Source organism: Paenarthrobacter sp. CM16 (genome assembly GCF_013179505.1).
Taxonomy (GTDB): domain Bacteria; phylum Actinomycetota; class Actinomycetes; order Actinomycetales; family Micrococcaceae; genus Arthrobacter.
This window is the reverse complement of the sequence record NZ_JABMCX010000287.1, coordinates 1-5,941: the sequence shown is the minus strand read 5'-3', so window position 1 is coordinate 5,941 and position 5,941 is coordinate 1. Positions and strand designations below refer to the sequence as shown.

At 62.9% G+C, this 5,941-nt stretch carries 5 protein-coding genes and 2 tRNA genes; 5 read left to right on the top strand and 2 right to left on the bottom strand.

Annotated elements, in window-relative coordinates; genetic code table 11:
* A partial coding sequence (pepN, locus tag HP499_RS19725; protein ID WP_172325846.1) for an aminopeptidase N occupies window positions 1–2,052 on the bottom strand: 2,052 nt, incomplete at its 3' end.
* A gap of 133 nt (window positions 2,053–2,185) precedes the next feature.
* On the opposite strand from pepN, the gene HP499_RS19720 reads away from it, so the two are divergent.
* The 3 genes from HP499_RS19720 (at window position 2,186) to HP499_RS19710 (ending at window position 4,638) form a co-directional block, all read left to right on the top strand.
* Window positions 2,186–3,190 (top strand): hypothetical protein, encoded by a 1,005-nt coding sequence (locus tag HP499_RS19720; protein WP_172325845.1) that lies wholly within the window; start codon window positions 2,186–2,188, stop codon window positions 3,188–3,190.
* Window positions 3,191–3,268: 78 nt separating this feature from the next.
* Window positions 3,269–3,751, top strand: coding sequence for a ribose-5-phosphate isomerase (locus tag HP499_RS19715; protein WP_172325844.1), 483 nt, complete (start codon window positions 3,269–3,271; stop codon window positions 3,749–3,751).
* Window positions 3,751–4,638 (top strand): Fpg/Nei family DNA glycosylase, encoded by an 888-nt coding sequence (locus HP499_RS19710; RefSeq protein WP_172325843.1) that lies wholly within the window; start codon window positions 3,751–3,753, stop codon window positions 4,636–4,638. Before HP499_RS19715 ends, HP499_RS19710 begins: the two co-directional genes overlap by 1 nt.
* 45 nt (window positions 4,639–4,683) lie before the next feature.
* Here HP499_RS19710 and HP499_RS19705 read toward each other — a convergent pair.
* Window positions 4,684–4,757, bottom strand: a tRNA-Gly gene (locus HP499_RS19705).
* Between the two features lie 128 nt (window positions 4,758–4,885).
* Here HP499_RS19705 and HP499_RS19700 point away from each other — a divergent pair.
* Both HP499_RS19700 and tig read left to right on the top strand, forming a co-directional pair.
* A tRNA-Pro gene (locus HP499_RS19700) sits at window positions 4,886–4,960 on the top strand.
* A gap of 70 nt (window positions 4,961–5,030) precedes the next feature.
* Window positions 5,031–5,941, top strand: a 911-nt coding sequence (gene tig, locus HP499_RS19695; protein WP_172325842.1) for a trigger factor, incomplete at its 3' end; no start/stop codon positions are given.

Below are 5,941 nucleotides of genomic sequence, written 5' to 3'. Positions count from 1 at the left end.
GCCTTCCAGTGTTTCGGTTCCGTCCAAAAGGGCTTGGATGCGGTCCAACTGGCCGGCGCTGCGCGCGAGCTGGGTGAAGGATTTGGCAAATTGGAGCTGGGCGTCTGAGCCTGCCTCCACCGAGGAGGCGAGATCCCAGAGCGTGTCAGCTGCTGCGATGGTGGCCTCGGCCTTGTGTTCAGCGGCCACGTAATAGGTCAAGGTGGTGGCGAGCTGGCGAAGCTGGACCAAAATGACCGAGGAGTCTGTTTCGTGGGCAATGTTGGCAAGGACCAGGTCCACGTAGCCGCGTGCCGGGGTTTCGCCGTCCCGCGCCGCATCCCAGGCTGAACCCCACACCAGGGTCCGCGGCAGGCTGGCTGCGAAGTCCTTCAAGTGCGCCTTCGCTGTGGCCAACGAGTGATCGTCCAGGCGGACCTTTGCGTAAGCGAGGTCGTCGTCATTGAGCAAAATCAGGTCCGGCCGTGCCTTGCCAACCAGGGCAGGGACTTCGGTCCGCGGACCATCGACGTCGAGCTCTTCACGGTGGGTGCGTTCGAGCTTCCCGTCACCGGCGAGTGAGTAGAAGCCAACGGCCAGGCGGTGCGGACGGAGGGTGGGCTGTTCCTCGATCGCGGTCTGCAGGATGGCGAATCCGGTAATGGTTCCGTCATTATCAACCCTCAGTTCCGGGGCGAGGGTGTTGACCCCGGCAGTCTCGAGCCAGAGCTTGCCCCACACGTCCAGGTCGCGGCCGCTGGCGGCCTCGAGCTCCACCATGAGGTCCGCGAGCTCCGTGTTTTTCCAGGAGTGCTTGGCGAAGTAGGTGCGGACCCCGGCCATGAACTGCTCAGGGCCAACCCAGGCCACCAACTGCCGGAGCACCGACGCGCCCTTGGCGTAGGTGATGCCGTCGAAGTTAACTTCCACGTCTTCGAGGTTGTTGATCTCGGCAAAGATCGGGTGCGTGGTGGGCAGCTGGTCCTGCTTGTAGGCCCAGGACTTTTCCACGGACGCGAAAGTGGTCCAGGCCCGGTCAAATTCCGTATTCTCCACGGCTGCCAGGTGGGACATGTATTCGGCAAAGGATTCGTTGAGCCAGAGGTCGTTCCACCAGCGCATGGTCACCAAGTCCCCGAACCACATGTGCGCCAGCTCGTGCAGGACTGTGATGGCACGCCGTTCTATCTGGGCACCGGTGACTTTCCCACGGAAGACGTAGCCTTCCAGGATGGTTACGGCTCCGGCGTTTTCCATTGCCCCGGCGTTGAACTCCGGGACAAACAGTTGATCGTACTTCTCGAACGGGTACGGGCAGCCGAACTGGGCTTCGAAGAACTCAAATCCCTGACGGGTCAGGTCGAAGATGTTGTCCGCATCGAGGTATTGCATGAGGGACTTGCGGGCAAAGACTCCCAGCGGGATGACGCGTCCGTCGGAACTTGTGACCTCGGAGCGGACGGACTGGTACGGTCCGGCGATCAATGCGGTGACATAGGAGGACAGGCGGGGAGTGGGCGCGAATTCCCACACAGAGCGGGCGTCGCCGTCTTCCCCGGCGGGTGCCTGAACAGGAACCGGCGTAGGGGAGTTGGAGATGACATCCCAGTGCGAGGGCGCCGTGACCGTAAACGAGAAGCTTGCTTTGAGGTCGGGCTGCTCGAAAACTGCGAACATGCGCCGCGAGTCCGGAACTTCGAACTGCGTGTAGAGATACACCTCGCCGTCCACGGGGTCAACAAAGCGGTGAAGTCCCTCGCCCGTGTTCATGTACGGAGCGTCGGCGACAACCACGAGTTCGTTCCGGGCGGCCAGGTTCGGAAGCTGGATGCGGACGCCATCCGAGACGTCCGCAGGATCCAGTTCAATGCCGTTCAAGGTCACGCTGTGGACCGCCGAGGTAACCGCGTCGATGAAGGTGGACGATCCCGGTGTCGCAGAAAACTTGACTTCGGTGGTTGAACCGAAGGTTTCCGGCCCCCGGGTCAGGTCCAGGGTGACGTTATACGACTCGACGTTGAGCAGTCGGGCGCGGATCGCGGCTTCGTCGCGCGTGAGGTTCAGGCCTGGCAAGTGGTGCCTCCGGAAGTATTCGGGGTGACCGGCCAATCGCGGCCGGACGATGGTGTGAAGTTATTCTTTCACTCCATTGCTGGAAGGCAAGGACGGTACACCACAGTGTCGTCCCACGGAGTAGCGTTGGATTATGGGATCGTTCCGGGACACTCTCGATTTCCGCGCTTTGAGGTTTGCGATTGCCTTTCCGCTGCTCCTCTCGGTGGGTTTTGTGGTGTGCGCCCAAATGCTCCGCAACGACCTCCCCAACCCGGTGGCCGTCATGTGGAACGCCGACGGCGGCAGTTCGTTCGCGCCCTTCGGCGCCTACGTGGCCGGCGGCGCAGCCCTCATCGCCCTCTGCGGGTGGGCGGTCTTCCTCCAAGCGGTGTCGATTACCAGGCCCGTTGTCATGCGGCGCGTCATGATGGGCCTTGGCCTGACAGTGAGCCTCTTCATCACCACCGTGGTGGCTGCCGGGCTGGTGGGCCAATCGGGGCTGGCGGATGCGCGGGAATCCCATGTGGACCCGATCGTGCTGGCCATGGGCAGCGGCGCGGCCGTGGCCCTGGGCGTTGTCATGATGTTCGCCTTTAAACCCGATCCGCGCTGGACCCGTGAGGACGATGTTGCGCTCCAGGAAGAGCTCACCCTTCTCGCTGACCCTGATTTGGCCCGCGATACGCTCCGCCTGTGGGTGCATGCCCGGAGTTCGGTCTTCATCATGATCATTGTTTCTGCTGTGTTCCCGGCAGCCTTGATAGCGGTGGCCGTTCCCTGGCTCGGAGCCCTGGTGGCAGTGGCTGCCCTGGTGGGCGCGGGATTCCTGTTTGCCCGCGTGCGCGCTGACAGGGGAGGCCTGCAGGTCTTCGCCGGTGGCGTCGTGCGTGTCCTGACCGTCCCCGCCGTCGAGATCGCTGCAGCAGCCCCGATGGACGTCAAAGCCGCTGATTATGGCGGGTGGGGCTGGCGTCACCACGATGATGCCACCGCAATGCTGGTCAGCAGCGGCCCCGCCGTCGTCGTGAGGAAACTGAATGGGGGCAAGGTGGCGCTCAGCGCCGGCTCCCAGGCTTCCGCGGACAAACTCGCGGGCATCCTCAACCGGGCCGCCCGCCGTGCCCGTGATGACGGACAGCCCAACCAGTCCCGGTAGCGGTACCCTAGGTAGCGCATCCCTCATCGCCGCGCCCGGCCCGTCGCCGTCCCGCGCTCCAGAAAGAACGGACTTCCTGTGACTACACCCCGCGTCCACATCGCTACTGACCATGCCGGCATGGAACTGAGTGCCCACCTGGTCAGCCACCTCACGGCCAAGGGCTATGAAGTGGTGGATCACGGACCCAAGGAGTACGACGCCCTGGATGACTATCCCTCGTTCTGCATCAATGCAGGCCTGGCCGTTGTGGCGGACCAGAAGGCCGGGGTCCATGCACTGGGGATCGTGCTGGGCGGCTCGGGTAACGGGGAGCAAATCGCTGCGAACAAGGTTAACGGCGTCCGCGCCGCGCTTGCCTGGAACCTGTCCACGGCCAAGCTGGCCCGCGAACACAACGACGCCAACGTCGTGGCAGTGGGCGGTCGCCAGCACTCGGTCGAAGAAGCCACCGAACTGATCGAGGCCTTCTTGCAGGAACCGTTCAGCAATGACGAGCGCCATGTGCGTCGCATCGGAAAAATCGCGGTGTACGAAAACACCGGCGAAATCGTCGAGTAGTGCCAGAGGGGCATTCGGTCCATAGGCTTGCCCGCCAATTCCAGGATGTTTTTGGGGGCAGGCGTCTGGGCGTATCCAGCCCGCAGGGCCGGTTCGCCGCAGGCGCTGAGCTCCTGGACGGGCACACCATGGTTGAGGCAAACGCTCACGGCAAGCAGCTTTTCCTCAAGTTCGACCATGAGCTCTTCCTTCACGTGCACCTGGGTCTTTACGGTGCCTGGAGCTTTGGCGGTGACGGTTCCTTTACGGGCGCCTCCAGCATTGGCGCGCCGCGCCGTATCGGCGAACGGGAGACGGGCCCATCTTCAGACGAGGACGCCTACACCGGTCCGCCGGCTCCTGTGGGTGCAGTCCGTGTCCGTTTGGTCTCGGAGCACGGCTGGGCGGATCTCCGCGGTGCCACGACCTGTGCTGCCATCACGCCGGCAGAAGCAGCAGCGGTCATGGATCGCCTGGGGCCGGACCCGCTGCACAACCGGCCGGGTGACCGCGAAGAGTTCATTCGACGTCTGCGCCGCCGGAAAACGGCGGTGGCGCTTTTGTTGATGGATCAGTCGGTCCTGGCAGGGGTGGGCAACATATATCGCGCGGAGGTGCTGTTCCGGCAGGCAGTGGATCCCTGGACGCCGGGTACCGGTATTGATGCCGAAACCGCGGGTCGCCTCTGGGATGACACCGTCAGTACCATGTCCGACGGCGTCCGCGACGGACGGATTGTTACGACGCCCTCCACGCTGTGGACAGGAGGCGGCCCCGTAGCGCCCGACGCCGATGCCCACTTTGTCTACAAGCGGGACGGGCTGCCCTGCCGGGCCTGCGGGACGCTTGTGGGCACCACGGAAATTGGAGCGCGCAAGCTCTATTGGTGTCCTGGCTGCCAGGTGTAGCAGCAACAAAAAACGCCCCGATCCGAGGATCGGGGCGTTTTCCCTTGGAGGGGACGACGGGAATCGAACCCGCGTAATCAGTTTGGAAGACTGAGGCTTTACCATTAAGCTACGTCCCCAGGACGGATATCCATGTTCAGGACATCTTCCCGGTGGCTGTTCAAGCCGGGTACAACTAAACCTAATTCCGGCGGCGGTGTCAAATGTGCATTCCTGGCCCGCTTGCCCGTAGACTGTCCTGTGCATTCGGGGTGTAGCTCAGCTTGGCTAGAGCGCCTGCTTTGGGAGCAGGAAGTCGCAGGTTCAAATCCTGTCACCCCGACTCTGTGTTTTGTGTCCGCCTCAGGGACGCGACAGAACCCCATACCCACAAAATCAGGAGTACTTAGACTGTGAAGAGCGCTGTCGAGAACCTCACCGCAACGCGGGTCAAGCTCAACGTTGAGGTTCCCTTTGAGGAACTGAAGCCGAGCATCGATGCCGCGTACAAGACCGTTGCTTCGCAGATCCAGGTCCCCGGATTCCGCAAGGGCAAGGTTCCCACCAAGCTGATCGACCAGCGCGTTGGCCGCGGCTACGTCCTGGAGACGGCCATCAACGATGGCCTCAACGGCTGGTACCAGGCTGCAGTTCAGGAAACGGGCGTTCGCCCCCTGAGCCGTCCCGAGGTTGAAATCACCGAGGTCCCGGACCCCACGTCAACCGATGGTGAGCTCAAGTTCCAGGTGGAGATCGATGTCCGCCCCGAGATCGAGCTCCCGGACTACGCCGGCATCAAGGTCGAGGTCGCTGCAGCAGAGTCCTCCGACGCTGACGTTGAGAAGTCCCTCGACGAACTGCGTGGCCGCTTCGGCACGCTGAAGTCCGTTGAGCGTCCCGCCAAGAACGATGACTTCCTTACCATCGACATCACCGCCACCATCGACGGCGAAGAAATCGACTCAGCAGCAGGCCTTTCCTACCAGGTTGGCGCCGGCACCATGCTTGAAGGCCTCGACGAAGCCGTGACAGGCCTCTCCGCGGACGAGGAAGCAATCTTCGACACCACCCTGGTGGGCGGTGACCACGCAGGTGAGTCCGCTCAGGTGAAGGTTGTTGTCAAGGCCGTCAAGGAGCGCGAGCTCCCCGAGGCCAACGATGACTTTGCGCAGCTGGCCTCCGAGTTCGACACCCTTGCTGAGCTCCGTGAGGACCTCGCCAAGCAGGCTGCCGACTCCAAGGTCGTTGAGCAGGGTGTTGAAGCCCGCGACAAGGTCCTGGACAAGCTCGTTGAGCTCGTAGAGGTTCCGGTTCCGGATTCCGT

Coding starts and splice junctions, on each gene's coding strand:
- HP499_RS19720 (WP_172325845.1), top strand. CDS start 2,186: ATGGGATCGTTCCGGGACACTCTCGATTTCCGCGCTTTGAGGTTTGCG.